The sequence below is a fragment of the Citrobacter gillenii genome (genome assembly GCF_013337685.1).
GTDB classification, from domain to species: Bacteria; Pseudomonadota; Gammaproteobacteria; order Enterobacterales; family Enterobacteriaceae; genus Citrobacter; species Citrobacter gillenii.
Genome location: NZ_SUQN01000009.1, coordinates 69,478 through 94,781 on the forward strand (window position 1 = coordinate 69,478; position 25,304 = coordinate 94,781).

At 54.9% G+C, this 25,304-nt stretch carries 21 protein-coding genes and 1 pseudogene; 11 read left to right on the forward strand and 11 right to left on the reverse strand.

What is annotated here, in order from left to right; all coding sequences use genetic code 11:
• Positions 1–66: 66 nt before the first annotated feature.
• Positions 67–957: a LysR family transcriptional regulator gene (locus FCH32_RS20480; RefSeq protein WP_096758697.1), complete on the reverse strand. Its 891-nt coding sequence runs from the start codon at positions 955–957 to the stop codon at positions 67–69.
• Positions 958–1,058: 101 nt separating this feature from the next.
• Between FCH32_RS20480 and FCH32_RS20485 the strand changes: the two genes are divergently transcribed.
• On the forward strand, positions 1,059–1,469 hold the full coding sequence (locus FCH32_RS20485; RefSeq protein ID WP_174361437.1) for a CidA/LrgA family protein: 411 nt from the start codon (positions 1,059–1,061) through the stop codon (positions 1,467–1,469).
• Positions 1,462–2,151 (forward strand): LrgB family protein, encoded by a 690-nt coding sequence (locus tag FCH32_RS20490; protein ID WP_115259693.1) that lies wholly within the window; start codon positions 1,462–1,464, stop codon positions 2,149–2,151. The genes FCH32_RS20485 and FCH32_RS20490 overlap by 8 nt, the downstream gene beginning before the upstream one ends.
• A gap of 15 nt (positions 2,152–2,166) precedes the next feature.
• On the opposite strand, the gene FCH32_RS20495 is transcribed toward FCH32_RS20490, so the two are convergent.
• Complete coding sequence (locus tag FCH32_RS20495) at positions 2,167–3,456, reverse strand: Gfo/Idh/MocA family protein (protein ID WP_115259692.1); 1,290 nt, start codon at positions 3,454–3,456, stop codon at positions 2,167–2,169.
• A gap of 242 nt (positions 3,457–3,698) precedes the next feature.
• Between FCH32_RS20495 and FCH32_RS20500 the strand changes: the two genes are divergently transcribed.
• On the forward strand, positions 3,699–4,652 hold the full coding sequence (locus FCH32_RS20500; protein WP_146718040.1) for a DUF4431 domain-containing protein: 954 nt from the start codon (positions 3,699–3,701) through the stop codon (positions 4,650–4,652).
• Between the two features lie 47 nt (positions 4,653–4,699).
• Here FCH32_RS20500 and actP read toward each other — a convergent pair whose 3' ends face one another.
• The 3 genes from actP to acs form a co-directional block, all read right to left on the reverse strand.
• A complete protein-coding gene (gene actP / locus FCH32_RS20505; RefSeq protein ID WP_146718041.1) occupies positions 4,700–6,349 on the reverse strand; it encodes a cation/acetate symporter ActP in 1,650 nt (549 codons plus the stop codon).
• Positions 6,346–6,660 carry a DUF485 domain-containing protein gene (locus tag FCH32_RS20510; RefSeq protein ID WP_096758693.1) on the reverse strand — a complete coding sequence of 105 codons (315 nt, stop codon included), beginning with the start codon at positions 6,658–6,660 and terminating at the stop codon, positions 6,346–6,348. The genes actP and FCH32_RS20510 overlap by 4 nt, the downstream gene beginning before the upstream one ends.
• Before the next feature lie 238 nt (positions 6,661–6,898).
• Positions 6,899–8,857 (reverse strand): acetate--CoA ligase, encoded by a 1,959-nt coding sequence (gene acs / locus FCH32_RS20515; RefSeq protein ID WP_174361438.1) that lies wholly within the window; start codon positions 8,855–8,857, stop codon positions 6,899–6,901.
• A 437-nt stretch (positions 8,858–9,294) separates the two neighbouring features.
• Between acs and nrfA the strand changes: the two genes are divergently transcribed.
• From nrfA to gltP, 7 genes and pseudogenes are all read left to right on the forward strand, one after another.
• Complete coding sequence (gene nrfA / locus FCH32_RS20520) at positions 9,295–10,731, forward strand: ammonia-forming nitrite reductase cytochrome c552 subunit (RefSeq protein ID WP_096758690.1); 1,437 nt, start codon at positions 9,295–9,297, stop codon at positions 10,729–10,731.
• Between the two features lie 44 nt (positions 10,732–10,775).
• Entirely contained in the window at positions 10,776–11,342 is a 567-nt protein-coding gene (gene nrfB, locus FCH32_RS20525; RefSeq protein WP_096758689.1) for a cytochrome c nitrite reductase pentaheme subunit, read from the forward strand.
• Positions 11,339–12,010, forward strand: coding sequence for a cytochrome c nitrite reductase Fe-S protein (gene nrfC, locus FCH32_RS20530; RefSeq protein WP_115259688.1), 672 nt, complete (start codon positions 11,339–11,341; stop codon positions 12,008–12,010). Before nrfB ends, nrfC begins: the two co-directional genes overlap by 4 nt.
• Positions 12,007–12,963: a cytochrome c nitrite reductase subunit NrfD gene (gene nrfD / locus FCH32_RS20535; protein WP_174361439.1), complete on the forward strand. Its 957-nt coding sequence runs from the start codon at positions 12,007–12,009 to the stop codon at positions 12,961–12,963. The genes nrfC and nrfD overlap by 4 nt, the downstream gene beginning before the upstream one ends.
• Positions 12,964–12,976: 13 nt before the next feature.
• Positions 12,977–15,206: pseudogene (nrfF, locus tag FCH32_RS20540) on the forward strand (heme lyase NrfEFG subunit NrfF).
• Positions 15,203–15,820 carry a heme lyase NrfEFG subunit NrfG gene (nrfG, locus tag FCH32_RS20550; protein WP_096758684.1) on the forward strand — a complete coding sequence of 206 codons (618 nt, stop codon included), beginning with the start codon at positions 15,203–15,205 and terminating at the stop codon, positions 15,818–15,820. Before nrfF ends, nrfG begins: the two are co-directional and overlap by 4 nt.
• Before the next feature lie 344 nt (positions 15,821–16,164).
• Positions 16,165–17,475 (forward strand): glutamate/aspartate:proton symporter GltP, encoded by a 1,311-nt coding sequence (gene gltP / locus FCH32_RS20555; protein ID WP_096758683.1) that lies wholly within the window; start codon positions 16,165–16,167, stop codon positions 17,473–17,475.
• Positions 17,476–17,556: 81 nt separating this feature from the next.
• Here gltP and yjcO read toward each other — a convergent pair whose 3' ends face one another.
• Complete coding sequence (gene yjcO / locus FCH32_RS20560) at positions 17,557–18,240, reverse strand: Sel1 family TPR-like repeat protein YjcO (RefSeq protein ID WP_174361440.1); 684 nt, start codon at positions 18,238–18,240, stop codon at positions 17,557–17,559.
• A 182-nt stretch (positions 18,241–18,422) separates the two neighbouring features.
• A complete protein-coding gene (fdhF, locus tag FCH32_RS20565; RefSeq protein ID WP_115259684.1) occupies positions 18,423–20,570 on the reverse strand; it encodes a formate dehydrogenase subunit alpha in 2,148 nt (715 codons plus the stop codon).
• Positions 20,571–20,858: 288 nt separating this feature from the next.
• Between fdhF and FCH32_RS20570 the strand changes: the two genes are divergently transcribed.
• Positions 20,859–21,590: a response regulator gene (locus FCH32_RS20570; RefSeq protein WP_174361441.1), complete on the forward strand. Its 732-nt coding sequence runs from the start codon at positions 20,859–20,861 to the stop codon at positions 21,588–21,590.
• An 87-nt stretch (positions 21,591–21,677) separates the two neighbouring features.
• On the opposite strand, the gene FCH32_RS20575 is transcribed toward FCH32_RS20570, so the two are convergent.
• The 4 genes from FCH32_RS20575 to FCH32_RS20590 all read right to left on the reverse strand — a co-directional run bounded on the left by FCH32_RS20575 (position 21,678) and on the right by FCH32_RS20590 (position 25,299).
• Positions 21,678–22,682 carry a carbohydrate kinase family protein gene (locus FCH32_RS20575; protein WP_135912718.1) on the reverse strand — a complete coding sequence of 335 codons (1,005 nt, stop codon included), beginning with the start codon at positions 22,680–22,682 and terminating at the stop codon, positions 21,678–21,680.
• Entirely contained in the window at positions 22,679–23,539 is an 861-nt protein-coding gene (locus FCH32_RS20580; protein ID WP_117343589.1) for a ketose 1,6-bisphosphate aldolase, read from the reverse strand. Before FCH32_RS20580 ends, FCH32_RS20575 begins: the two co-directional genes overlap by 4 nt.
• A gap of 14 nt (positions 23,540–23,553) precedes the next feature.
• The gene (locus FCH32_RS20585; RefSeq protein WP_115259680.1) at positions 23,554–24,237 is read right to left on the reverse strand and encodes a D-lyxose/D-mannose isomerase; all 684 of its coding nucleotides are present in this window, start codon (positions 24,235–24,237) and stop codon (positions 23,554–23,556) included.
• Between the two features lie 120 nt (positions 24,238–24,357).
• Positions 24,358–25,299 carry an ABC transporter substrate-binding protein gene (locus FCH32_RS20590; RefSeq protein WP_096758671.1) on the reverse strand — a complete coding sequence of 314 codons (942 nt, stop codon included), beginning with the start codon at positions 25,297–25,299 and terminating at the stop codon, positions 24,358–24,360.
• Between the last annotated feature and the right edge of the window lie 5 nt (positions 25,300–25,304).

Here is a 25,304-nt window from a genome sequence, read left to right on the forward strand (position 1 = left end):
ACGCTTATCAGGCCTACGGAACGCAATTGTAGGCCGGATAAGGCGATTACGCCGCCATCCGGCAACTTACGTCTCCTGCGTTAACCAAAACCCTTCGCAGCATTTTAGCCACGCCTGTGCGCTGTGCGACAGATACACGCCTTCGCGCCAGATCATGCCCAACTGCCAGCGTAAATGGCTTTCCAGCGGGATCCAGCGTAGCGTCTGCTTATCCAGTTTTTGGCAAATGGGTTCTGGTAAAATGGCGATCCCAACTCCGGCTTGTACCATCGCAGCGAGGAAATCCCACTGTCCGCTGCGTACCGCAATGCGTGGCTTGACGTGGTGCTGGCTAAACAACTCCAGCAACTGACGGCTTAGGGCGAAATCTTCGTTGTAGATTAGCAGCGGGTGCTCGGCCAGCGCCTCGGGGGAAATAGAATCACAGGTTGTCCACTGGCCGGAGCGCGGCACCAGCACGCAAAGCGGATGGCTGAAAAGCGGCAAGGTCGCCAGACCGCTCTCTTCTTCGACCGGTAGCGCCGTCATCGCCACATCCAGATCGCCGTTCATCACTGCCTGCTGGACGGTTAAGCCACCAAATTCTGATATTTTCAGCTCAACGCCGGGATAACGCTGGCGAAACAGGCTGATGGGGCCGGCCATTAACATGCCGACCATCGGGGGGATACCGAGTCGCAGGATCCCCTTATTCAGATGGTTAATATCGCTCAGTTCTGCCTCAAGCTGGCGGAATTCGGCGAGGATTGCCAGGCCGCGTTCAAAGACGATACGTCCGGTATCGGTCAACAACAATCGCCGCCCGTCGCGGATTAGCAGCGTGCAGTTCAGCTCGTCTTCAAGGTTCTTCAACATTTTGCTGATGGTCGGCTGGGTGACAAACAGCTTCTCTGCCGCGCGGGTAAAGCTCTGCTGGCGAACCACCTCAACAAAATATCGCAGCGTTCTGATATCCATGATTATTCCTTAAGACTATGCCTGCAATGAGTTTAATTCATTTCAGTCCTTGGGGGAGGGTCTCTATACTGGCGCTCTCTCTTTTTTACGGACATTCCCTCATGGCTGTGGCGATTAGCCGCGTGACGCCTGCGGTTATTCATCGACTCCAGGTCCCCGTTCAGGTTCTGTTGTACGCAGGTTTATTTGTTTTTGCTCAATATCTTGTCTCCTGGCTACATTTGCCGCTTCCCGCCAACCTGGTCGGGATAGTACTGATGCTGGTGCTGATTGTGTGCAGGGTGATCCCGCTTAGCTGGATACGCGCAGGCGCCCGTTGGCTGCTGGCTGAAATGCTGCTGTTTTTTGTCCCGGCGGTTGTTGCCGTGGTGAACTATACGCACCTGTTGCTGGTGGATGGCTGGCGCATTTTTGCCGTTATTGCCATCAGCACGCTGATGGTGCTCGGTGCCACTGCGTGGGTGGTTGATAAAGTTTATCGCTATGAAATGAGCAGGTTAAACCGTGAGTAATTTCCAGTTAAGCGTGTTGTGTCTGGTGATTACGCTGGGTATCTATTTTGCCAACAAGCGCCTGTATCGTCGTTTTCGGACATTGCCGCTGATGCCGCTGGTCCTCACGCCCGCGCTGTTGGTGCTGATGCTGGTGTTCGGGCATATCTCCTGGCAAAACTATATTGGTGAATCGCACTGGCTGATGTGGCTTCTGGGCCCGGCGACCATCGCATTTGCCGTGCCGGTTTACGATAATCTCGCGGTCATTAAGCGTCACTGGATGTCGCTGACGGCAGGCGTGGTGACAGCAACACTGGTGGCCGTCACCAGTTCGGTATGGCTGGCGCGTCTGTTTATGTTACCCGATGAAATCCAGCGCAGCCTGGCGGTGCGCTCGGTGACCACGCCATTTGCACTGGCGGCGGCCGAGCCGCTGGGCGGGCAACCTGATCTGGTGGCGCTGTTTGTGGTGATCACCGGCGTATTCGGTATGGCGGTGGGCGACATGCTGTTTTTGCGCCTTTCCATTCGTGAAGGGATGGCGAAAGGGGCTGGGTTTGGTGCGGCGTCGCACGGCGCAGGCACCGCGCGCTCCTATGAGCTTGGCCAACAGGAAGGGGTGATTGCCAGCCTGGTAATGATGCTTTCCGGCGTGGTGATGGTGCTGGTGGCACCGCTGGTCGCGAGGCTGATGTTCTGACCAGCGGCCCGTACGCTATTTCAGCCGTGAAATCAGTTCAAACTCTTTAAAATTTACCGGGCGCTGCTGCTGCATGGAGCGATTCCCGGCGATGCCGGTCAGAATTGACATGGCGCCCGCGCGATGGTCGGCGGCTCGCTGCAGCGGATCGTGTCGCGGCTCGCCAAACAGATCGGCCAGCATCGCGTTATCACCGCCGCCGTGGCCACCTTCGCCCAGCGTGAAGTCGGCCTGCCAGGGCGCAGCGAACATCGGGAAAACGGTAATATCACAGCTTTCCAGGCTGCCTTCGTTCTCCCTCGCCCCGCCTGCATTGACGTATGATTTCTCCACGATCTTCATCTCCAGGCGACCTTCGCTACCGTTAAACACCACGTTCAGTCCTTCCCACGGCAGATAAGTGTTCAACGAGTAGGTGAGCTGTACCTGGTTTTGATACTTCACCAGCACCGACAGCGTGTCTTCAATGGTGATGCCATCGCTGAATACGCTTTGATCTCGGAAATAGTTGTCTTCGTGTTCAGCATCCAGATACAGCGCTTTAAGCTGCGGATTCTCCGCCATTTGCAGTGCAAACGGATCGTCCTTGGCCTGCGCATAGCCATGAGCACGTGGATAAAACTGCGTCACACCGCGGCGTTCGGCATTTTCTTTTCCGTAGAAACGCAGGCTGCCTTCGGCATAAACACGCTGTGGATAGCTGTCCAGCCAGAAGTTCATCAGGTCAAAATGATGGGTTGATTTATGCACCAGCAGGCCGCCGCTGTTGCGCTTTTCCCGATGCCAGCGGCGGAAGTAATCGGCGCCGTGTTCGGTATTCAGTAACCACTCAAAGTGAACCGAAAAGACGTCGCCAATGGCACCGTTCATCAGCAGCTCGCGTACCTTGCTGTGATGCGGAGCATAGCGATAGTTAAAGGCGACGCGCACCTCGTGTCCGGTCTCTTCAATGGCGTCGAGAATACGCAGGGCGCGCTTCTCATCGATGGTCATCGGTTTTTCAGTGATCACATCACAGCCCGCGTGCAGCGCCCGCACGATATAGTCATCGTGGGTGCGGTCCATAGTGGTCACGATGATGACATCGGGGCGGGTTTCGCGGATCATGTCTTCAAACTGTGCGGCTTTCCAGGTGGATACCGGAGCGGCCCCCTCATTTTTTAATAGCTGATTCGCGTAGTTCATACGGGTTTGGTTGGTGTCGCAAAAGGCGACCAGCCGGGCGTTTTCCTTCCATTGCCCACCAATCGCTGAGATATACAGGCCCGCTCGCCCGCCGGTTCCTACCAGGGCATATTTCTTCATCGCATCCTCTTTTCTCAAAATGAATTAACGTGTTTATGTAATAAAAACAGTGTTTCAATTTCATTTTGGTACTGTAGCGCTATCAACAGTGATGGATACGTTGGAGAGAGAAAACTGTGATCCCCAGCGAAAAAGACCGGAGAAGATGTCGATATTCTGATTTTCCCATGAACGCTTTTTAGCCTTACGCTCATATTTTACAATCGTTATTAATTCCGTTAGCCAGTGTAAGGATATTCAGTGTGAAATATTTGTGGTTATCTGCTCTCCTGTTCAGCCAGGTCGTTATGGCCTGGTGTCCTGATGAGGACCAAAAGGTGGTACTTCAGGGAACATTGATACAACAGACGCTACCCGGCCCGCCAAATTACGAAAGCATCAAGGACGGCGATGAAGCGGTAACTTATGATTATCTAAAGTTGGATCAACCTTTTGAGTGTGATATTACCGGTGAGAGTGAAAGTGTACCGCTAGTACAGCTTATGTTGATGGGCAAAAGTAAGCCTGGTTACGCCGATCTTGCTCCTTCTCTGGGAAAAGATGTCATCCTGACTGGGAAAACGATGTATGCCCAAACTGGCCTCCACTTTACCTCTGTCTTGCTCATCCTTGATGATGTGAAAGATGTTACCCCTCTCAACACGCCCGAACAAAAGAAAAGCGCGCTGATTCAGTTTCAACAGTTCCAGCAGGTGCTGAGTGAGAAAAACGTTGCCGCATTAAAGTCTTATTTTGTATTCCCATTACCGGGCAGCCTTGATGATTTTATTCCTTACGATGAATCACAATCATCTCAGTCGGATCAGCTTACCGAGGCGGTGTTTGATAAAAATGCGTCGCAGATTATTAAGGGTTTACACATCTTGAGTAGTCTTGATGTTAACCCTGACACTCTGGAAATCAAAGAACACCGGATAAACGCGCTATCGGCACAAGAGCAGAAACGGAAATACTTTCCGGGTGATGAAGACGGCACGTTTTATTATGAAGAAAACGGTCAGCGTCACGTGGTTGACGGAACCTGCGACACGGTTGCTATGGGGGAATTTGACGAGGGCGTTTTAAGGCTTTCTCAGGGTACCGATGCGAATAAACAACGGCCTGGCCTCTCAGAGTCTTGTGACGGAGCCTCGTCATATTTGTTTAAGCTAATTGATGGAAAACTCCGTCTGGTGGCGAGTTTTACCGCAGGTTGAATCTGTGCCGAACACTCCCCGACCGGTGAAGCCGGGGAGGAGATCTATTAGTGCGCGCGACCTTGCTCTACGCCATACCCGGTCTGGGAACGGATGAACTGAGCACGGAACTGCTCACGCTCGCGATTACCTTCTGCGGAATTATCGGTGGCAGAGAAGAACCAGATACCGAGGAACGCCACGCTAATGGAGAACAGCGCCGGGTATTCATACGGGAAAATGGCTTTTTCGTGACCGAGAATTTGCACCCAAATCGTTGGGCCAAGCACCATCAGCACCACTGCCGTTATCAGACCTAACCAGCCGCCCAGCATGGCACCACGTGTGGTCAGTCGTGACCAGTACATGGAAAGCAGGATGATTGGGAAGTTGCAGCTTGCCGCGATAGCGAACGCCAGACCGACCATAAAGGCGATGTTCTGGTTTTCAAACAGCACGCCGAGCAGGATGGCAATCACGCCCAGTACCAGTACGGTGATTTTCGACACGCGCAGTTCTTCACGCTCGGTAGCACCTTTACGGAACACGTTAGCGTACAGATCGTGAGAGACCGCCGAGGCACCCGCCAGCGTCAGACCAGCAACCACGGCCAGAATGGTGGCAAAGGCCACTGCGGAGATAAAGCCGAGGAACAGGTTACCGCCCACCGCGTTGGCCAGATGCACCGCCGCCATGTTATTGCCGCCAATCAGTGCGCCAGCCGCGTCTTTATATGCCGGGTTTGCACCGACCAGCATGATTGCGCCAAAACCGATGATAAAGGTCAGGATGTAGAAATAACCCATAAAGCCGGTGGCGTAGAACACACTCTTACGCGCTTCGCGGGCATCGCTGACCGTGAAGAAACGCATCAGAATGTGCGGCAGACCCGCGGTTCCGAACATCAGTCCGAGGCCTAACGATAGCGCCGATATTGGGTCTTTCACCAATCCGCCCGGGCTCATAATCGCCGAGCCTTTCGGGTGTACCGCCATCGCTTCGGTGAACAGGTTATTGAAGCTGAAGCCGACGTGCTTCATGACCATGAAGGCCATAAAGCTGGCGCCGAACAGCAGCAGCACGGCTTTGATGATTTGCACCCACGTAGTGGCCAGCATGCCGCCGAACAGCACGTACATCATCATCAGTACGCCAACCAGCACCACAGCAATGTGATAGTTCAGACCGAACAGCAGTTGGATAAGCTTCCCGGCACCCACCATCTGGGCGATCAGGTACAGCGCGACCACCACCAGTGAACCACAGGCCGACAGAATACGGATAGGCCCCTGCTTCAGACGGTAAGAGGCGACGTCCGCAAAGGTGTAGCGACCGAGGTTACGCAGACGTTCGGCAATCAGGAACAGAATGATTGGCCAGCCGACCAGGAAGCCGAGTGAGTAAATCAGCCCATCATAGCCAGAGGTAAAGACCAGCGCGGAAATCCCGAGGAACGACGCCGCCGACATATAGTCGCCCGCAATCGCCAGCCCATTCTGGAAACCGGTGATGTTACCGCCCGCGGTGTAATAGTCGTTACGCGAACGCACGCGCTTAGACGCCCAGTAGGTAATGCCGAGCGTAAAGATGACGAAAATCAGGAACATAACAATCGCCTGCCAGTTGGTTGGCTGGCGTTGGACTGCACCGCTAATAGCATCCGCCGCATTTGCGGCGAAGGGCAGCGTGGCGGCTAGCGCCGTCAGGACTCTCTTCATGATGCTTTAACCTCGTGCAGAACCGCATTGTTAAGACGATCGAATTCACCGTTAGCCCGCCAGATATAGATTCCGGTCAGGAGGAAGGAGATGAGGATCACGCCCACCCCAATTGGAATACCCCGGGTGACGCTGGTTCCCGCATGTAGCGGCGTCCCCAGCCAGCCAGGCGCAAAGGCAATCAGTAAAATAAAGCTGATATAAACCACCAGCATGATGATGGATAGTACAGCGGCAAACCGTTGCCTTTTTTCAACTAACTCCCTGAAACGCGCACTGTCTTCTATCCGCTGATAAATATTGTCATTCATCGCAGAGCTCTCCAGAGGTCCCCTTTGTCTTTCACACTGCAGGCATGACCTGTTAGCTGTCGCAGTCCGGCAACACGAAATCCTTTGGGGGAGGTTTTATAATTTCCCTCCCGATGAAGAGAGGGTAGGGGGATTTTTTATTTTGCCGGATGGCAGCTAACGCCTTATCCGGCCTACAAGGGATGCTGAACCTGTAGGCCCGATAAGCAGCGCGCCATCGGGCATTTCACGGTTAGGGTTATGATGGCATCGCGATAGCCTGCTTCTCTTCGAGCAGTTTCTCTACCACGCCAGGATCGGCGAGGGTCGAGGTATCGCCCAGATTGCTGGTATCGCCCGCCGCAATTTTGCGCAGAATACGGCGCATAATTTTGCCGGAGCGGGTTTTTGGCAGTGAGTCGGTCCAGTGCAGCACGTCTGGCGTTGCCAGCGGGCCAATTTCTTTACGCACCCAGTTGCGCACTTCAGCGTACAGCTCAGGTGTTGGCTCTTCGCCGTGGTTCAGCGTGACGTAGGCGTAGATGGCCTGGCCTTTAATATTATGCGGAATACCCACTACCGCGGCTTCGGCAATCTTCGGATGCGACACCAGCGCCGACTCGATTTCAGCCGTCCCCAGACGGTGGCCGGAAACGTTCAGCACGTCGTCCACGCGTCCTGTTATCCAGTAGTAGCCGTCTTCGTCACGACGCGCGCCGTCGCCGCTGAAGTACATATTCTTGAAGGTGGAGAAGTAGGTCTGCTCAAAACGATCGTGATCGCCAAACAGGGTTCTCGCCTGACCCGGCCAGGAATCGGTGATCACCAGGTTGCCTTCGGTCGCGCCTTCCAGCGGGTTGCCTTCGTTATCGACAATCGCCGGCTGCACGCCGAAGAACGGACGTGTTGCCGAACCGGCTTTCAGTTCGGTAGCGCCCGGCAGTGGGGTGATCATGAAACCGCCGGTTTCGGTCTGCCACCAGGTATCGACGACCGGGCATTTTTCGTTGCCAATCTTCTTCCAGTACCATTCCCAGGCTTCCGGGTTAATCGGCTCGCCGACAGAGCCCAGAATACGCAGTGACGAACGGTCGGTGCCTTCAATCGCTTTATCGCCTTCTGCCATCAGGGCGCGGATCGCGGTGGGTGCGGTATAGAGAATATTGACCTGATGCTTATCCACGACCTGCGACATACGTGCAGGCGTTGGCCAGTTGGGTACGCCTTCGAACATCAGCGTGGTAGCGCCGCAGGCCAGCGGGCCGTACAGCAAATAGCTGTGCCCGGTTACCCAGCCGACGTCAGCGGTACACCAGTAGATATCGCCCTGATGATAATCAAACACGTATTTGAAGGTGGTCGCCGCGTAAACCAGATACCCGCCGGTGGTGTGCAGCACGCCTTTTGGCTTACCGGTTGAACCGGAGGTATACAGAATAAACAGCGGATCTTCCGCGTTCATCTCTTCCGGTTGATGCTCAGGACTCGCTTTCTCAATAAGGTCGGACCACCACAGGTCGCGGCCTTCCTGCCAGTCTGTTTTTCCGCCGGTATGTTTGAGGACCACCACGTGCTCAACGGTCTTCACGTTCGGGTTTTTCAGCGCATCATCCACGTTCTTTTTCAGCGGGATGCCGCGTCCAGCACGCACACCTTCATCGGCGGTGATCACCAGGCGCGAGTTTGAGTCGATGATACGTCCGGCAACGGCTTCCGGCGAGAACCCGCCAAAGATCACCGAATGCACCGCACCAATACGGGCGCAGGCCAGCATCGCCACCGCAGCTTCCGGGACCATTGGCATATAGATCGCCACCACATCGCCTTTTTTAATGCCTAAATCCAGCAATGTATTGGCAAAACGGCAAACGTCGCGATGCAGTTCGCGATAGGTAATATGTTTACTTTGAGTTGCGTCATCGCCTTCCCAGATGATGGCGGTGCGATCGCCGTTTTCCTGTAGATGACGGTCAAGGCAGTTCGCTGCCAGATTCAGCGTGCCGTCTTCGTACCATTTAATGGACACATTGCCGGGCGCAAAAGAGGTGTTCTTTACCAGGCTATAAGGTTGCATCCAATCGAGAATTTTTCCCTGCTCGCCCCAAAATGTGTCGGGGTCGGTAATAGATTGTTGGTATTTCGCGTCGTACTGCTCCGGGTTTATCAGGCAACGATCCGCAATATTTGCGGGAATAGCGTGTTTATGTATTTGGCTCATGGCTTTTGTTCTCCTTGTAGGATGTTAATAATATGTCTCATAAACGTTAAATGTAGGGGCATTTGGAGTTTTGTTTGGGATTTGAGCGGCAGATCACGCAATAAGCGAATTGTGCAAATTAGCGGCAAACTGATTTTTGAAGAGAACTAGCAAAAATTGATTAAATCTCGCGATAACATGCAGTTATATGAAGAAGTTTGAAAAAGGTGATCGGTGTCGGGAATAGACCAAAGAGTGAGAGGTTGGAGGGGTTTACTAACTCTAAAGTGGTATTTTACATGCACTTACAATTGATTAAAAACAACATTCTAAGTGTGGTTTTTTGTTAAAAAGAGGGTGGAGCAATGTCATGACAGTATACGTGTGGTTGCTGTTATGGAAAACAATAAAAGAATCGCCATTGCAGACAATGGCGTCATCTGGATGAGACCCCCCCTATGGCAAGGACAAAATCACCCGTACTCCGTTTCTTCAGCCTGATATTACCGTTTTTATTTATCTCTGCCGTTCACGCTGAACAAACCCCAGTACCCGCAAAAACCGTCACCGTTGAAGCGAAGAATGAAACCTTCGCCCCTCAGCATCCCGATCAATACCTCTCATGGAAAGCCACGTCGGAGCAGTCCGCACGTGAAGATGCGCTGGCAGAGGATCCACGACTGGTGATTCTGTGGGCGGGATATCCTTTCTCGCGTGATTACAACAAACCGCGTGGGCATGCCTACGCGGTGACCGATGTCCGTGAAACATTACGTACCGGCGCGCCAAAAACTGCAGAAGATGGTCCGCTGCCGATGGCCTGCTGGAGCTGTAAAAGCCCTGACGTGGCGCGCCTGATCCAGAAAGACGGCGAAGACGGTTATTTCCACGGTAAATGGGCGCGCGGCGGCCCGGAAATTGTTAACAATTTAGGCTGTGCGGATTGCCATAACACCGCCTCGGCAGATTTCGCCAAAGGGAAGCCTGAGCTGACGTTGTCCCGTCCTTATGCAGAACGCGCGATGGAAAGCATCGGTAAACCGTTTGATAAAGCCGGTCGTTTTGACCAGCAGTCCATGGTCTGCGGCCAGTGTCACGTGGAGTACTACTTCGACGGTAAAAACAAAGCCGTTAAGTTCCCGTGGGACGAGGGGATGAAAGTTGAGAACATGGAGAAATACTACGACGCCATTGCGTTCTCCGACTGGACCAACTCCCTGTCTAAAACGCCGATGCTGAAAGCGCAGCACCCGGAATATGAAACCTGGACTGCGGGCATTCACGGCAAGAACAATGTGACCTGCATCGACTGTCATATGCCGAAAGTGCAAAACGCTGAAGGCAAGATCTACACCGACCATAAAATTGGTAACCCGTTCGATAACTTCCCTCAGACCTGCGCCAACTGCCACACCCAGGACAAAGCGTCCCTGCAAAAAGTGGTTGCCGAGCGTAAACAAGCGATTCATGACCTGAAAATCAAGGTTGAAGATCAGCTGGTACATGCCCACTTCGAAGCGAAAGCTGCATGGGATGCGGGCGCAACGGAAGCTGAAATGAAGCCGATTCTGGAAGATATTCGCCATGCGCAATGGCGCTGGGATCTGTCTATCGCCTCGCACGGGATTCACATGCACGCGCCGGAAGAAGGTCTGCGTATGTTGGGTAGCGCGATGGATAAAGCGGCCGATGCCCGTACCAAACTGGTCCGTCTGCTGGCGACCAAAGGCATCACCCATGAAATTCCGCTGCCGGATATCTCGACGAAAGAGAAAGCCCAGAAGGCGATCGGTTTGAACATGCAGCAAATCAATGCTGAGAAGCAGGACTTCATCAAAACGGTGATTCCGCAGTGGGAAGACCAGGCGCGTAAAAACGGTCTGTTAAGCCAATAACCCCTTTCCGCCTCGCAAGGGGCGGATAACTCAACGGAGTGAATATGAGCGTATTACGTTCGTTATTAACTGCTGGGGTGCTGGCGTCAGGCCTGTTCTGGAGCCTGTGCGGGAATGCCGCGACCCCCACGCCACAGGAATCGGATCAACGCTTTACGGTCACCCAACAGCGTAATCCGGATGCCGCCTGTCTGGATTGTCACAAGCCGGACACCGAAGGCATGCATGGTAAACATGCCGAAGTCATCAACCCAAATAATAAACTGCCGGTTACCTGCACCAACTGTCACGGCCAGCCGTCACCCAATCACCGCGAAGGGGTGAAGGATGTGATGCGCTTTAATGAGCCGATGTACAACGTGGAGCAGCAGAACAGCGTCTGTATGTCCTGTCACCTGCCTGAGCAGTTGCAAAAAGCGTTCTGGCCGCACGATGTCCACGTGACGAAAGTAGCGTGTGCCAGCTGTCACTCACTGCATCCGAAGCAAGACACGATGCAGACGCTAAGCGATAAAGGACGGATCAAGATTTGCGTCGATTGCCACAGCGATCAGCGTAACAATCCAAACTTTAATCCGGCGTCGATTCCCTTGCTTAAGGAGCATCCATGAGTTGCTCTCGTCGCCAGTTTATCACCGGCGTCGGCGCGCTGGTGGCTGTTAGCGGGACGGCGGGACGCGTCGTGGCGAAGACGTTAAACATTAACGGCGTGCGTTACGGCATGATACATGATGAATCATTATGCATCGGCTGTACCGCCTGCATGGATGCCTGTCGGGAAGTGAACAGCGTGCCGGAAGGCGTATCGCGTCTGACGATTATTCGCAGCGAGCCGCTGGGGACGTTTCCTGATGTGAAGTACCGCTTCTTCCGCCATTCGTGCCAGCACTGCGATCACGCCCCCTGTGTTGACGTCTGCCCGACGGGGGCATCGTATCGCGATGCTGCCACCGGCATTGTGGATGTGAACCCGGATCTGTGCGTCGGTTGCCAGTATTGCATCGCCGCCTGCCCGTATCGTGTGCGCTTTATTCATCCGGTCAACAAAACGGCAGATAAGTGCGACTTCTGCCGTAAAACCAACCTGAAAGCGGGCAAGCAGCCTGCTTGCGTTGAGTCATGTCCGACGAAAGCGCTGACGTTTGGTAATCTGGACGATCCCAACAGCGAGGTCTCTCGTCTGTTACACCAGAAAAATACCTACCGTTACAAGCTGGCGTTAGGCACCAAACCGAAGGTCTACCGCGTTCCCTTTAAATACGGGGAGGTGAGTCAATGACACCCGCTTCTGCATTCCATTTTGAATCACTGGTGTGGGACTGGCCCATCGCCATCTATCTGTTCCTGATCGGTATTTCCGCCGGACTGGTGACGCTGTCGGTATTGCTTCGACGGCAGCATCCGGAAGCGGGCGGTTCAGACAGTACGTTACTGCGTACCACGCTGGTACTCGGGCCGGGAGCGATTATTCTCGGCCTGCTGATCCTGGTCTTGCACCTGACGCGTCCATGGACCTTCTGGAAACTGATGTTCCACTACAGCTTCACCTCGGTGATGTCGATGGGGGTCATGCTATTCCAGTTGTATATGGTGGTGCTGGTGCTGTGGCTGGCAAAAATCTTTGATAAAGAGGTTATTGCCCTGCAACAGCGCTTCGTGCCTCGTCTGACGATCGTGCCAAAACTGCTGGCGCTGATCGCGCCGTTCCATCGTCTGCTGGAAACAGTGATGCTGGTGCTGGCGGTGCTGCTCGGGGCCTACACAGGGTTCCTGCTGTCGGCGCTGAAATCCTATCCGTTCCTGAATAACCCGATCTTGCCAGTGCTGTTCCTGTTTTCCGGGATCTCGTCCGGTGCGGCGGTGGCGCTGATCGCCATGGCATTGCGCCATCGCGGTAACCCGCACACCACCGAGGCGCATTTTGTACACCGCATGGAAACCCCGGTAGTGTGGCTGGAAATCTTCCTGCTGGCGGCGTTCTTTATCGGGCTGGCGCTGGGCGATGACGGCAAAATGCGCGCGCTGGTTGCGGCGTTGGGCGGTGGTTTCTGGACCTGGTGGTTCTGGCTGGGCGTGGCCGGGTTGGGGCTGATCCTGCCGATGCTGCTGAAACCGTGGGCGAATCGCAGCCCGACGTTTCACGGTGTGCTGGCAGTGTGTGGTGCCAGCCTGACCGGCGTGCTGCTGCTGCGCTTTTTCATTCTGTATGCAGGGCAACTGACGGTTGCGTAGGGCAAGGTGATTTCTGGACGTACTCCTTCCTGAAGCCGGTTTTCTGGCATTGTTGTTAAGTCTCGGGGTCAACGTGTTGACCCCGCTTGCCGTGCTGACGGGCGTACGTCAGCGCTGGCAGGGCGTTATGCGTCTGGCCTGCGTGGGCGTGTGGACGCAGTTTGCGCTGCTGTTGCTGGCCTTTGCCATTCTGGTGTTCTGTTTCCTGACCAGTGATTTCTCCGTTGTTTACGTAGCTCAGCACAGCTATAGCCTGCTGCCGTGGGGATTAAAGCTGGCGGCGGTGTGGGGTGGTCATGAAGGATCGCTGCTACTGTGGGTGCTGTTTCTTTCTGCCTGGAGCGCACTGTTCGCCTGGCGCTCCAGGCGTGAGCCGGACGCGCTATTTCCGTTAACCCTCTGTGTCTTGTCAATGATGACCGCGTCATTGCTGCTGTTCGTGGTGGTGTGGTCCGATCCGTTCGTACGCATCTTCCCGCCGGCAATTGAAGGGCGCGACCTGAACCCGATGCTGCAACACCTGGGGCTGATTCTGCATCCACCGCTGCTGTATCTGGGCTACGGTGGGCTGATGGTGGCGGCCGGCGTGGCGCTGGCTTCGCTGCTGCGCGGCGGCTTTAACGCGCGGACTGCCTGGGTGTGCTGGCGCTGGGCGCTGCCCGGCTGGTGCGCCCTGACGCTTGGGATCATCCTTGGTTCCTGGTGGGCTTATTGTGAACTGGGCTGGGGCGGCTGGTGGTTCTGGGACCCGGTAGAAAACGCTTCCTTATTACCCTGGCTTTCCGCCAGTGCGTTACTGCATAGCCTGTATGTCTCACGGCAGCGTGGAGGTTTCCCGCACTGGTCGCTGCTGCTGGCGATTGTCACGCTGATTTTATCGCTGTTGGGCACGCTGATTGTGCGTTCCGGCATACTGGTTTCTGTTCATGCCTTTGCGCTGGACAACGTCCGCGCTGCGCCGCTGTTTGCGCTGTTTACCGTGTTAAGCCTGGCATCGCTCGGTCTGTATGCCTGGCGGGCGCGGGACGTCGGTCACACGGTACGTTTTGGCGGCTGGTCGCGTGAGATGATGATTCTGGTCGCGCTGCTGCTGTTTTGCGCGGTGCTGCTTATCGTGTTGATTGGCACGCTGTATCCGATGATTTACGGCCTGTTTGGTTGGGGACGACTCTCCGTTGGCGCGCCTTACTTCAACCGTGCAACGCTGCCGTTTGGCCTGCTGATGCTGGTGGTCATCGTGATAGCGACGATCAGAAGCCGGAAGGTGCCGCTGCGAAGCCAGCTTCCGGCGCTGCTGGCGCATGCTGGCGTGCTGGTTTTTGCTGCAGGGATCGTGTTCTCCAGCGGGAGCCGCCAGGAAGTGAGCCTGAATCTGAGTCCTGGGCAGCAGGTTGAACTGGCAGGCTATGTTTTCCGCTTTGAGCACCTCTCTCTGGAAGCAAAAGGAAACTACACCAGTGAAAAGGCGCTGATTACGCTCTGGCAGGATGAGAAACGCATCGGCAGCCTGCAGCCCGAAAGACGCTTCTATTCCGCGCGTCGCCAGCAAATGATGGAGCCGGGTATCCGTTGGAACCTGCTGCACGACTGGTACGCGGTGATCGGCGAAAAAACCGGACCGGAGCGCTATGCCATGCGCTTGTACGTGCAAAGTGGTGTGCGTTGGGTTTGGGGCGGAGGGCTGCTGATGGTATTCGGCGCGCTGCTCAGCGGCTGGCGGGGGAGAAAGCGCGATGCGTAAATTAATCACAGCGTTGCCGGATGGCGGCGTAAACGCCTTATCCGGCCTACAGGGTACGCAAACCGTAGGCCGGATAAGCGCAGCGCCATCCGGCAGAAAGTTTTTACTCTTAACGATCGTCTTGTTTTTCATCACTTTCGCTACGCATGCCCAGGTTGTCGACACCTGGCGTTTTGACAACCCGCAACAGCAGGAAAAAGCGCTGTCTATTGCCAGCCAGTTGCGCTGCCCACAGTGCCAGAATCAAAACTTACTGGAATCCAATGCGCCGGTGGCGGTCAGTATGCGTCATCAGGTGTATAGCATGGTGGCAGAGGGCAAAAGTGAACATGAGATCACCACGTGGATGACCGATCGTTACGGTGATTTCGTCCGCTATAACCCGCCGCTCAATAAGCAGACGCTGTTGTTGTGGGCACTGCCGTGCCTGTTATTGCTGCTGGTGGGCGTGATTATCTGGCGGGTGAGAACGCATCAGCGCGTAGAAGAGGATGAACGATGAGTCAGCCTGAATGTTGTGCACCGTTGCGTCCGATGCCGGTAAAACGCCTGGCCGCTATAGCTGTGCTGATGGTGATTGCCTGCACGGGAGGGTATTTGTTGTCGCCTAAATGGCAGGCGGTCCAGCAGGAGCAGGCGCGACTGGCTGACCCGTTACATGCGTTTTCTGATGAAAATATGCAGGAAAAACAGCTGCTTTCGCTGCAGTCAAAAATACGTGCCAACCCGCAAGACAGCACGCAATGGGCGCAACTGGGTGAGTATTATCTTTGGCAAAACGCGTATCATAATGCGCTACTGGCCTATGAGCAGGCGCTGCGTTTGCGCGGTGAAAACGCCGAGATCTATTCGGCACTGGCGACGGTGCTGTACTATCAGTCCGGGCAGCATATGACGCCGCAAACCCGTGAGATGATTGAGAAATCGCTGGCGCTGGACCCGACAGAAGTTACCGCGCTGATGCTGCTGGCTGCTGATGCGTTTATGCAGGCCGACTATGCACAGGCTATTTTGCAGTGGCAAAAAGTTCTCGATTTAAACTCGCCGAGGGTGGATCGTGCTCAGTTGATTGACTCAATCAATATGGCGAAATTGCTGCAGAATCGACAAAAATAATTTTTGTTTTTTTGTGATTTGCGTCGTTTTTGCTGTGCAAAAAAACAGCAGTTGAACAAATTAGCGAAAAAAACGCACAGTCATAATTCTTCATTTTTTATCAAATGAATATTCTTTTATAACAAAAAGTTATTCATGATGACCCGCATAAACTCGCGTTTTTATGCATAAAATCAGCTAAAGGCCCTGTTCTTAAAGGGTTGCGCTGAATGCCATGCAAATGATAATGATAATAAGCGTTAAAAAATTCCATAAACGAACGCAACACAATTCATACCCTTTCAGTATGTACTATTCCCATAGGTTATATGTGAAATAGCGCTCCATCGAGGAAGTCCGTTGTTATGAAAAATTTGAAAGTCAGCCTGGCCTGGCAGATTTTGATCGCCATGGTGCTGGGCATTTTGCTGGGGAGTTACCTGCATTATCACAGTGACAGCCGCGAATGGCTGGTAGTTAACCTGCTGTCTCCGGCAGGGGATATCTTTATCCACCTGATCAAAATGATTGTTGTGCCGATAGTTATCTCCACGTTGATCGTCGGTATTGCCGGGGTCGGTGATGCCAAACAGCTGGGTCGTATTGGCGCCAAAACCATTATCTATTTCGAAGTGATCACCACCGTGGCAATTATCCTCGGCATCACGCTGGCGAATGTGTTCCAGCCTGGTACCGGTGTCGATATGTCGCAGCTGGCGACCGTGGATATTTCGAAATATCAAAGTACAACCGCAGAAGTGCAGAGCCACGCGCATGGCCTGATGGGTACGATTTTGTCACTGGTGCCGACCAACATCGTTGCGTCGATGGCGAAAGGCGACATGCTGCCGATTATCTTCTTCTCGGTGCTGTTTGGTCTGGGCCTGTCTTCACTGCCGGCCACTCACCGCGAACCGCTGGTGACCGTGTTCCGTTCCATCTCTGAAACGATGTTTAAAGTGACGCACATGGTGATGCGTTATGCGCCGGTCGGTGTCTTTGCGCTGATCGCCGTCACCGTGGCGAACTTCGGTTTTGCCTCCCTGTGGCCGCTGGCGAAGCTGGTGCTGCTGGTGCATTTCGCCATCCTGTTCTTCGCGCTGGTGGTGCTCGGTATCGTGGCGCGCGTGTGCGGTTTGAGCATCTGGATCCTGATTCGTATCCTGAAAGACGAACTGATTCTGGCCTACTCTACCGCCAGCTCTGAGAGCGTGCTACCGCGTATTATTGAGAAGATGGAAGCCTATGGCGCACCGGCCTCCATCACCAGTTTTGTGGTGCCGACCGGGTATTCGTTCAACCTTGACGGTTCGACGCTGTACCAGAGTATCGCCGCGATTTTTATCGCCCAGCTGTACGGCATTGACCTGTCGTTGTGGCAGGAAATCGTACTGGTGCTGACGCTGATGGTGACCTCGAAAGGGATCGCGGGTGTGCCGGGTGTGTCGTTTGTGGTGCTGTTGGCTACGCTGGGTAGCGTGGGTATTCCGCTGGAAGGTCTGGCATTTATCGCCGGTGTTGACCGTATCCTCGACATGGCGCGTACTGCGCTGAACGTGGTGGGTAACGCGTTGGCGGTACTGGTTATCGCCAAGTGGGAACACAAATTTGACCGTAAAAAAGCGCTGGCCTATGAGCGCGAAGTATTGGGCAAATTTGATAAGACCGCCGTGTAGGCCGGATAAGGCAACGCCGCCATCCGGCAACCCGCTCTGGATTGCCGGATGGCGCTATGCTTATCAGGCAATCCACCTTCACTACCCGTTCGTTAACTTATCAAACTCTTCGCAGCCGGTATCAAACCCTTCCGTACAGCTCAGATTCAACCAGTGCAGCGCCTTCTGTTTATTCTTTTCAATAAAACCCTGCTCACCGTTTAAGAACATCATCCCGGCCCAGTACTCGGAATACCCGGTACGCGAAATGGCCGAGCTGCGTTTGAAATACCAGGTGGCTTTGTCATCGTCTGCGGGAATGCCTACGCCGTTGGCGTAAATCAGGCCGAGCAGCATCTGCGCATCAACGGCTGAGTCGCTCTCCAGATTCTCCGAGGCGTTTTGTAACAGCGTAATGGCTTTGGGGTAATCGGTACGCCCCGCCTGGGTATTGACCAGGATACGTGCCAGTGTAATTTCGCCGCTCTTACTGCCCGCCTGGGCCGCTTTTTCAGCCAGCGTTTTGGCTTGCGGATAATCCAGACTGACTGGATTGGTAATTTTAATTTGTGCCAACAGAGCCCAGGCGTCCGAATCGCCATTGTCGGCAGCCTTTTGCGCCCAGTATTCGGCTTTACTCAAATTGCCTGAACTAAACCAGGTATCGGCGAGAAAGTATTGTGCGCGTCGGTCTCCAGCCTCTGCGGCCTTCAGGAACTGGCTACCTGGTTCTTCGGCATGGGCAAAACATGTCAATAACACCATCAAGGCGAAAAGTCGTTTCATCTTATTTTTAGATTTAGAGTAGGGAACGAACAGTATAGAGAGATTATTTGCATAAAAAAACGGCCTCCGAATGGAGACCGTTGTAAGGAAAATGCCTGATGGCGATGCCAACGCATCTTATCAGGCCTACAGTGGAAACAGGTCGTAGGCCGGATAAGGCATTCATGCCGCCATCCGGCAGATCAGCCCATCGCGCTTTCGCGCAGACTGGCTTTCAGCTTGGTGTACTCATCAATCACATACTGCTCGGCAGCACGCTGATCGGCAATGCGCTCAACGTTGACGGCACAGTACTTGTACTCTGGCGTTTTGGTAATCGGACTCAGGTTCTCGGTGACCAGTTCATTACAGGCCCCAATCCACCACTGGTAGGTCATGTAAATCGCGCCTTTGTTCGGGCGATCGCTGACTGCCGCACGCGTGATGACACGACCTTTACGCGAGTTAACCCACACCAGCTCTTCATCCTGAATGCCCAGACGTTCAGCATCGGCGGTGTTGATCTGGGCGTAGCCCGGTTCATCCGCTAATGCCGCCAGTGCCGCACAGTTGCCGGTCATTGAACGGCAAGAGTAGTGGCCGACTTCGCGCACCGTCGACAGGACCATCGGGTACTCGTCGGTCAGCTTGTCGATTGGCGCAACCCAGTCGCAGGTAAAGAACTGTGCCAGACCGTTCGGGGTGTCAAACTTCTCTTTGAAGAGGTAAGACGTGCCCTGATCGGCATCCGAGGTGTCGCGACAAGGCCACTGGATATAGCCCAGTTCGCCCATCTTCTCGTAGGTGGCGCCGTAGAAATCCGGGCACAGGCCGCGCAACTCATCCCAGATTTCCTGGGTGTTGTTGTAGTGCATCGGGTAGCCCATACGGGTAGCAATTTCACTGATAATCTGCCAGTCCGTTTTCAGATCCCACTTCGGCTCAACTGCTTTAAAGAAGCGCTGGAAGCCACGGTCAGCCGCAGAGTAGACGCCTTCATGCTCACCCCATGACGTAGACGGTAAAATAACGTCTGCGGCAGCGGCGGTTTTGGTCATGAAGATATCCTGCACGATGACCAGTTCCAGATCCGCAAAACCTTTGCGCACTGCGGACAGTTCAGCATCGGTCTGTAATGGATCTTCACCCATAATGTACGCCGCGCGCACTTCGCCATGCGCCGCACGGTGCGGCAGCTCGCTGATGCGATAGCCGGTATGGGCAGGCAGGCTTTCTACGCCCCAGGCTTTAGCAAATTTCTCGCGGTTTTCTGGGAATTTAACGTACTGATAGCCCGGATAGGTATCCGGCAGCGCACCCATGTCGCACGCGCCCTGAACGTTGTTCTGGCCACGAACCGGGTTAACGCCCACGCTTGGCTTACCGAGGTTGCCGGTCAGCATGGCGAGGCTGGTCAGTGAACGCACGGTTTCCACGCCCTGATAGAACTGGGTCACGCCCATGCCCCACAGGATAGCCGCGCTTTTTGCCGATGCATACATACGTGCAGCCTGACGAATTTCCTGTGCGCTCACGCCAGTAATGTCTTCGACGGACTCCGGCGTATAGCCTTCGACGATCTTGCTGTACTCTTCGAAGCCTTCCGTACGTGAGGCCACGAACGCCTGGTCGTACAGTTTTTCTTCGATGATGACATGACCCATAGCGTTGAGCAGCGCGATATTCGAGCCGTTTCTTAACGCGATGTGCATGTCGGCAATGCGCGCGGTTTCAATTTTGCGCGGATCGCAGACGATAATTTTCGCCCCGTTACGTTTAGCGTTAATCACGTGATTCGCCACGATAGGGTGGGAATCCGCCGGGTTGTACCCGAAAATAAACACTAAATCGGTGTTATCAATTTCGTTAATCGCATTACTCATTGCGCCGTTACCGACCGATTGGTGCAGACCTGCAACCGAAGGGCCGTGTCAGACGCGAGCGCAGCAGTCAACGTTATTGGTACCAATAACGGCGCGTGCGAATTTTTGCATTACATAGTTGGTTTCATTACCCGTTCCGCGAGATGAACCGGTCGTCTGAATAGCATCCGGGCCATACTTCGCTTTGATGGCGCTCAGGCGAGTTGCCACGTAATCCAGCGCTTCATCCCAGGAAACAGATTCCAGTTTGCCGCCACGTTGGCGACGGATCATTGGGGTTTTCAGGCGAGGGGTTAGGATCTGGGTATCGTTGATAAAATCCCAGCCATAATAGCCCTTCAGACACAGGGTACCCTGGTTGGTTTTCCCCTGCGCCGCCTCAGCCCGGACGATTTTGCCGTTATCGACCACCAGGTTGATTTTGCAACCTGATGCGCAATATGGGCAAACCGTGACGACTTTTTTCATCGGTCTCGCTCCAGTTAATCAAATCGCGCATACGCGCTTGTCGTTTTTGTTATGCATCTTTTATGCCATGTTTTTAGCAGGGGCATTGGCCGATAATACGGGCATCATTTGTGCAAAACCCTGACGAAAAACAGGCTGTCGTCATATTTGACGTGACGAATCCTACAAGTGTGACGGCCCGGCAGTGTGACCGGGGCTATGTTTCCCGCACGTCCTTGTGCCTTATCGCTGTCACTCTGTGCAGAATCATTCACACTCATTTGAGTTGGCGCGAGATGGGGAAAAACAATGAAGCCGGCGATACTGGTTGTGGATGATGACGTAACAATCTGCGCACTCCTGGAGGATGTGTTGAGCGAACACGTCTTTGCCGTGACGGCCTGTCATACCGGACAGGCGGCGTTGCGCTGCATTGAGACTCAGCCGGATATTGCGCTGGTTTTACTGGATATGGTGCTGCCCGACACCAACGGCCTGATGGTGCTGCAACAGGTGCAAAAGATGAGGCCTGGCCTGCCGGTAGTGATGCTCACAGGAATGGGCAGTGAGTCGGATGTGGTGGTCGGGCTGGAAATGGGCGCTGATGATTACATCGGTAAACCGTTCAATGCGCGGGTGCTGGTGGCGCGGGTGAAGGCGGTGCTCAGACGCGTAGGCGTGCTCACGCCTGAAGGCTCGGGTGCGCAAACTACCGGGCTTTCCTTTAATGGCTGGCATCTGGATACCGCGGGCTGCCAGTTGCGTAATCCCCAGCAGTTGAAAGTCGACCTGACGCAGGGCGAATACAGCCTGCTGCTGGCGTTGGCACAAAATGCCCGGCGGGTGCTGAGCCGCGAGCAGCTGCTGGAACTGACGCGCAGCGACAGCGTCGAGGTGTTTGATCGCACCATCGACGTGTTAATCATGCGACTGCGGCGCAAAATAGAAGCCAACCCGCATCAGCCTATGCTGATTAAAACCCTGCGCGGGTTGGGATACGTGTTTGCCGCTGACGTCCAGCATCACGAAAAAGCGGCGTGATCGTGTGCAGTTGCCGGATGCGGCGTAAACGCCTTATCCAGCCTACAAAAGCGATAATGGCTACGTAGGCCTGATAAGCGCAGCGCATCAGGCATCAGCCATCCCAGCTTTTAACTCTGCCAGCGTTTTCGCGCCGTCGATGGCATTGGCGCACAGCAAACTGGCCCGCGCGCAGGCGTGCGCCAGCCGGATACTCTCTTCCAGCGACCAGTGCTCATGGCAGCCGTACAAAAATCCGGCGCAAAATGCATCCCCCGCACCGACGCTGCCGACGATCTCCTCCTGCGCCAGATACTGCGAAGGGATCCATGTGCCGTCTCGATCCGGCGTTTCGCCCCAGGCGCCTTCCGGGCAGTGGATCACCACCCGCTGGCGCACGCCCGCGTCCAGCAGCTCACGTGCAGCGCTGGCGATGTGCGGGATATGCAGCTCACCGTTAGGCTGGCGGATCGCCAGCCCGCTGAATTCCCCGGCCTCCAGCTCGTTAATCACCAGATAATCGAGATGACGGAGCGCTGGCATTACCAGCGGCTGATAGCGCGGATCGCCCTTGCGCGACACCAGGTCCAGCGATGTTTCAAACCCGTTATCGCGCATTTGCGCCAGTAGCCGAGCGCTGCGCGTGCCAAAGGTATCATCCGGCTTGTCCAGGCTGTCGAGCAGCAGCAGATAGCCGAGATGGAAAATTTTCATCGTGCTATCAAGCTGCTCAAAGGCGGGCAGGTCCAGCAGCCGGTTTGCGCCGGGAGAATGAAAAAAAGTGCGCTGGCCGCTCGGGTCGGTCATCACCTGCGACATCGAGGTGGGGGCGGACGTGGTGCGCTGCACGTGCTGGCGATTCACGTGATACTGCTCGAGCATCGCCATAATGTAGTCACCATCGCTGTCCTGACCGATCAATCCCACCGCCTGCAGCGGTAGCCCGGTGTGCATTTTCGCCAGCGTCAGCAGCACGTTCAGGGGCGCACCGCCGGTAGCGCGTTCGCTGTGGGTGATCTCCGCCAGCCAACCGCATTCCGGCCACTGCACAATTTGATGCACATGATCGACCAGCATGTTGCCTGCGGCGATAATGCCTCTGCGTTCCATCAGGCCTGCCCCGCGCTGCCAAAGATGCGCATCTGTTCGGAGACGGTATCGGTAATGGCCTCTTCGATACCCAACAGCAGCTCAGCAAATTCGTCGTACAGCGGCTGGCGGTTGTTCATCCGCGACTCCACCGCCGCCAGCGCCGCCTGTGACATACCGGTATAGAAGTTGATTTTGTGGATGCCAAGCTCGATGGCGCGACGGAAATCGTCGTCGCTAATGCCGGAGCCGCCGTGCAGTACCAGCGGGATTGCCGCCTGCTGTCGAATGGCGTCCAGTCGCGGGAAGTCGAGTTTGGGGTCGCCTTTGTACTTGCCGTGGGCATTGCCAATGGCGACGGCTAAGGCATCAATGCCGGTTCTGTCGACGAAATCCCGTGCCAGCATCGGGTCGGTAAACAGCGACTCGTCGGCATGGCCGTACAGCGCTCCGCCTTCATCGCCGCCGACGGCCCCCAGCTCTGCTTCCACCGACACGCCGACGGCGTGGCACATCTTCACCACCTCGCGGGTCTGGCGAATATTCTCCTCGTACTCCAGCGTAGAACCATCGAACATCACCGAGCTGAAGCCTAAGCGCAGCGCCCGCACCACCGACTCAAAATGCAGGCCGTGATCGAGGTTAAGCACCACCGGAATGTCATGGCGTGCGGCTTCGAACTTTACCGCTTCGACCAGAGAATCCAGCGAGATATATTTAAAATGCACTTCGGCAATGTTGATAATAAATGGCGATCGTTCCTGCTTCGCGGCGGCAAACAGCGCACGCAGGAAGTGCGAATCCAGAACGTTAAACGCGCCTAAGGCATAGCGGTGCTCGCGAGCATGGGCGAGGCCATCGGCGAGGGAAATCAACGGCATAATGCGCTCCTTGGTTAGCGGAACAGGCGATATTCGTTACACAACACCAGCAGCGCCGGTTCGTCTTCTTCAATGTCGTTATAGCGGGCGATGGGTTGCAGGAAATGGTTATCGTGATCGTCGTCGTTAACCGAAGAAACTTCGCCAACCAGCACGTCGCCAAACCCTTCTTCGGCCCAGAAGCTATGATACAGACCGGGCGTCAGGCAGATGCTTTCCCCTGGCGTCAGGCGCAGCTGGCTGCCCGCTGCGTGCGTTTGCCGGCAGCCGTCAATCACTACGCTGACGTCGCTGTCTTCCGTTTGTTCTCTGACTCCGGCGTTCCACAGTTCCACAATCAAATTACCGCCGCCGCGATTGATAATGTCTTCGCGTTTGCGCCAGTGAAAATGCATGGGCGTCACCTGGCCATCGCGGACGTGCATGATTTTTTCGGCGTAGCATTTCTCATAGGGCATGCCTTTTGGTGAACCATTACGCAGGGTAAACAGCGTTAAGCCCAGGGCGGCAAAGTTATCACCGCCGAATGCGGTGACGTCCCAGCCGAGTTTGAGGTCAAAGACTTCACTCCAGGCTCCGGCGTCGAGTTTGCGCCATTGGGTGGGTGGGAAGCTGGCGAAGGGTGGGAGATGCACGTCGTGCAAGGAAAAAAACTGGCGCGTGTGACCCAGAATCTCATTTATTGCGGAGCGTTTCATGGACAGAATTCTCCTTAATATAATGCCGGATGGCGCTGCGCTTATCCGGCCTACAAATTCATAGCGATCTTGTAGGCCGGATAAGGCATTTTTGCCGCCATCCGGCGTTGTTGTGGCGACTTATTTCACCGTCCAACCCTTATAGCTGCCGACGTTGTTCTTATCGATCATCGTCACCGGGATCAGCACGGGCTCTTTCGGCGCGGGTTTACCCTGCAATATGTCATAGCCGATTTCGACCGCTTTGGCTGCCATCACCTGCGGATCTTGTGCCGGGGTCGCCACAAATAATGAGTTTTCCCGCTTCAGCGCCTCTTCGCCGTCCGGCGATCCGTCGACGCCGACAATAAAGAATTCACTACGCTGCGCCTGTTTTGCAGCCAGATCGGCCCCGATCGCTGTCGGATCGTTAATGGCGAACACGCCGTCGATCTTCGGATTGGCCGCCAGCAGAGCGGTCATGATCTCCAGCCCGCCTTCACGGCTGCCCTTCGCGTTCTGATTATGCGACAGCACCTTGATGTCCGGGTGGCGTTTGAACTCGGTCTGGCAGCCTTCTACGCGGTTCTGCACGGCGGAAACCGGCGGCCCGTTGATGATAACGACGTTGCCTTTCCCTTTCAGGCGGTCGGTGATGTATTTACAGGCCATTTCGCCGGCCTGGGTGTTGTCGGAGGTGATGGTGGCGTCAGCGCCTTCCGCTGCCACGTCAACGGCGACGACCACAATCCCCGCGTCTTTCGCCCGTTTTACCGCCGGGCCGATGCCTTTGGAATCTGCCGCGTTAAGAATGATCATGTCGACTTTAGCGGCAATAAAGTTGTCTATCTGCGACACCTGTTGACCGAGATCGTAGCCGCTGGACACCAGCGTCACTTTGACGTTATCCCCCGCCAGCTTGCGCGCTTCCAGTTCTGCACCTTTGGTTATCTGCACGAAGAACGGGTTGGCAAGATCGCCGACCGTTACGCCGATGGATTTCAGTTCTTTTGCCTGCACATACGGCGTCGCGGCAAGCAGTGCGCCAGCACAGAGCGCGGTAACTAATGGCTTCAAACGCATACTCG